The 3818-nt window shown below is 43.4% G+C and carries 4 protein-coding genes and 1 pseudogene; 4 read left to right on the forward strand and 1 reads right to left on the reverse strand.

Features of this window, described 5'->3' with window-relative positions; genetic code table 11:
- A pseudogene (locus A3757_RS26735) lies at positions 1–240 on the forward strand (hypothetical protein); the annotation flags it as partial.
- Here A3757_RS26735 and A3757_RS11715 read toward each other — a convergent pair.
- The gene (locus tag A3757_RS11715; protein WP_068515457.1) at positions 224–550 is read right to left on the reverse strand and encodes a hypothetical protein; all 327 of its coding nucleotides are present in this window, start codon (positions 548–550) and stop codon (positions 224–226) included. The pseudogene A3757_RS26735 and the gene A3757_RS11715 sit on opposite strands and share 17 nt — an antisense overlap.
- A gap of 261 nt (positions 551–811) precedes the next feature.
- Between A3757_RS11715 and nhaA the strand changes: the two genes are divergently transcribed.
- The 3 genes from nhaA to A3757_RS11730 all read left to right on the forward strand — a co-directional run bounded on the left by nhaA (position 812) and on the right by A3757_RS11730 (position 3621).
- Positions 812–1987, forward strand: coding sequence for a Na+/H+ antiporter NhaA (gene nhaA, locus A3757_RS11720; RefSeq protein WP_068554918.1), 1176 nt, complete (start codon positions 812–814; stop codon positions 1985–1987).
- 175 nt (positions 1988–2162) lie between these two features.
- Entirely contained in the window at positions 2163–2837 is a 675-nt protein-coding gene (locus A3757_RS11725; protein ID WP_068515449.1) for a heme-binding protein, read from the forward strand.
- Positions 2838–2877: 40 nt separating this feature from the next.
- A complete protein-coding gene (locus A3757_RS11730) occupies positions 2878–3621 on the forward strand; it encodes a MipA/OmpV family protein (protein ID WP_197470016.1) in 744 nt (247 codons plus the stop codon).
- Positions 3622–3818 lie beyond the last annotated feature (197 nt).

Below are 3818 nucleotides of genomic sequence, written 5' to 3' on the forward strand. Positions count from 1 at the left end.
TTTGACGATAGTGCATTGCTAAAAGCATTTGGCGAAGGCGGTGCAGGTTTTTTTCCTGCGCCATCAGCCATGGCAAGCCAAGTTGAGCGCATGTATAACGTTAAGTCGATTGGTGAGATAAACAATGTTAGCGAACACTTCTTTGTTATTTCACCAGAGCGAAAATTGAAACATCCGGCTGTCGTTGCAATTACCGATGCAGCACGACGAAGCTTTTCATCTATTAGCCAAGCATCTTAGCTGCCGCTTCATCTGAAATTCCGCGCATGCGGCGCAGCATATAACGTTTTGCTTTGGCAAAGCTCTGTTCAATCGCGACACCACAATTTTCGCTCTCTACCGCTAGCTGTAAGTGCTCCCCTACACATGGGTGAATATTCAGCTCACAGTAGTAAAGAGCTCTATTATCATGTTCTTGTTGGCGTTCCTCTATCAACAGATTTACTGATTCAATATCAGTGTTAATGCCACTCAGGTGAAAGGAATAGTAAAGATCGACTGTTCTGCTCCAGTTACGCATTACGTGCTCACTTACATTTAGGTACAGCATAATTTCAACTCCGTGTTTTTTTACTATGCTAACGACCAACTACCCTAGGTATCCATAAGTTATTCACTCATAAATACTTCGAAGTATCCGAAGTATTTATGAGTGGCAATTTAAATCCATGCTTTCCCCCAGCCGTTTGGTTAAAGATCCAAAAAAAATTGATCAGTTTTTTTCGATCATATTGAGCTGAATATTCGACTTTTTCATAGCTAGGTAAAAGCATATAAATGTCTTCTCATCATTTAAAGCAAGGACCTACCTATGACAAAAGTTTTTCGAGAAATGGTTGAGCATGACGCAGCAGGGGGAATTCTATTAATTCTCGCGGCTTTGGCGGCACTCATCATGGCGAATACAGCTTTCAATGGTTTCTACCAAGGTGTGCTTAACTTACCCGTCACCATTCAATTCGGCTCCTTTGAAATTGCTAAACCGCTATTGCTTTGGGTCAATGATGGCTTGATGGCACTGTTCTTTTTCTTGGTCGGCCTAGAAGTTAAACGAGAAATTATTGAAGGCCACTTATCTTCAAAAGACCAGATAATACTACCTGCTATTGCCGCTGTGGCGGGCATCATTGCTCCCGCTTTAGTTTATGTTAGCTTAAATCAACAAAATCCGGCGGCACTTCAAGGCTGGGCTATTCCATCGGCAACTGATATCGCCTTTGCTTTAGGTATATTTAGTCTGTTCGGCAAAAGCCTACCACTGACCCTCAAGCTATTCCTGCTCTCGGTTGCTATATTTGATGATATCGGTGCGATAGTCATTATTGCCATTTTTTACTCACAAGACCTATCAACAGCCTCTCTTGCCGTTGCCATTTCAGGTCTGTTTGTTCTAGGCCTGTTGAACCGATTCAAGGTGAGCAAACAAGCGGCTTACATTATTGTCGGTATCGTTGTGTGGGCAGCCGTACTCAAGTCAGGTGTTCATGCTACGCTAGCGGGTTTCATCGTGGCTTGGTTTATACCAATTAACGTGGCCACTGAAGACGGACACCCAATGTTAAAGCAAATGGAACACAGCATTCAGCCTTGGGTTGCCTTTATGATACTGCCTGTGTTCGCATTCGCGAATGCCGGTGTCAACTTAATCGGGATCGGCACTGATGATCTATTTAACTCAATTACATTAGGTATCGCGCTTGGGCTGTTTTTAGGCAAACAACTGGGAATCTTTGGCGCTTGCTGGCTGGCGGTGAGATCAGGTATCGCAAGCCTGCCAAAAGATACCACATGGCCTCAATTATATGGTGTATGCGTACTGTGCGGAATTGGTTTTACCATGAGCTTATTCATCGGCACACTCGCTTTTGAGAGCCATGACCCAAGCTATCACGACAGCGTCAAACTAGGTGTTCTGTTAGGGTCAGTTATGTCAGCTGTGATGGGGGCCATCATTATTATAAGAAGCCGAAACAATAAAGCTGTATAAAGCGGCACACTCTAATGCACCAACCTGCGCCAAAGAGGGCTGACTCGTTAAATAAATAGCACTCTTTGGTACAAAATTTCGTTTATATAGATCCACTAAGCAAAATTCAGCGTACAAACACTAGGTAGATATTATTTTTTATTTCCCTGATTTTTAAGACGAGGTGATTTCTGATATGTGGAATAAAGCACGAAGCAGTGCCCCCTTGCTCATCATAATAACTTTGCTGAGCCTCATATTGGAAGGCTGCTCACTACTTGGTATACGCACTACAGATGAGGCTCGCTATACCGTTGAAAAGAAGGTCGGCAATATCGAAATAAGACGATACGAACCTGTCATGATAGTTGAAACCTACGTAAATGAGCCCAACTTTCGTGATGCAACCGACCAATCCTTTAGACGTTTGTTTGACTATATTTCTGGGGCCAATGTTTCTGCCAATGACATTTCGATGACAGCACCAGTCATCGCTGAACCACAGGAAGAAAAAGGTAAAATAGTTGCGATGACCAGCCCTGTTATTGCGAGTCCGAGCAAGACTGAGAACGAACGGCAAGGCTGGATTTTGAAATTTGTGCTACCAGACAAGTTCACTATTAACAATTCTCCTCAACCTACAGACCCGCTTGTTTGTCTTCGTGAGGTTCCTGAGAAACGAGTTGCAGCGATTAGCTATTCAGGATTATGGAGTGAAAGCAATTATCAAAAACATGTCAATCAACTGAGTGACTGGCTCAACAGCAATAATTACTCTTCAATTTCACTAGCTAGTTATGCAGGGTACGATCCACCCTGGGCACTACCATTTCTGCGACGCAATGAGATATTAATTGATGTTCTACCTTAGGTTGATAATTGTGCTCGCCTTAGTGTCGAGCTCTGTTTCATTGAATGCTGAGCCATATCAAACCGGCAGTAAGGAAACGTCGCTAGTAAAAAAAAGCCAGGCTAGAAAACAACAGACTGGCTGGTTTTACGGTGCTTTTACAAGCATCAATTCCTCTTATTATGCCGGCGTAGGAGCTGACACGGTTGCCCTGCCTATTATAGGTTATATAGGTACTAGGTTTAGCTTTTTGGGGCCTCGTGCCAGCTATATCATACATCAGAGTGCTGAACTGGAAGCTTTGGCACTCATCACCTATAAGTCGGTCGGTTACAAACCGAACGACTCAAAGCATCTTGACGGAATGACGAGGCGCCAGAACTCATTGTTTGGCGGTCTGAGTACAAGCCTCAAAAAAGACAGACTGTCGTACACACTTAGCTATCTTCATGATTTACAGAACCATTCAGGCGGACAAGATTTCACCCTTGCAATGTCATACCGTTACAATTACGGGCCATTTTTTTTGACTCCAAAGATCTCTTTAAACTATTTGGATAGCGCGTACAGTAACTACTATTTTGGCGTGCGCGATCACGAATCCAATTCAGATAGACAAGCTTACACTCCCAACACGTCGATCAATCCGTCTGTTAGCCTTAACTTTGCAACGCCAATTTTTCTCAAAGGCTTTACCCGTGCCAGCGTGACACATTCCTGGCTGGACTCCTCGCTATATAACAGCCCTATTGTTAACAACAAAAACCATTGGAAGGTAAATCTTTCTTTCACCCGATTCTTTTGATTTCAAACCTGAATCAAGCTGATGCACCCTTCCAATAAGCCATTACTCCCTGCACTCAGTTTTCAATAACCATTGAGGTCACACAAAATGAACCAATCCAAGGCTGCAGCAATTATCATCGGCGCTAACGGGGGTATTGGGAGCGCAATCCTTAAACGTATGCAATCAGATAGAAGCATCACGACTATTTTTGCGCT

The sequence above is a fragment of the Oleiphilus sp. HI0117 genome, assembly GCF_001635235.1.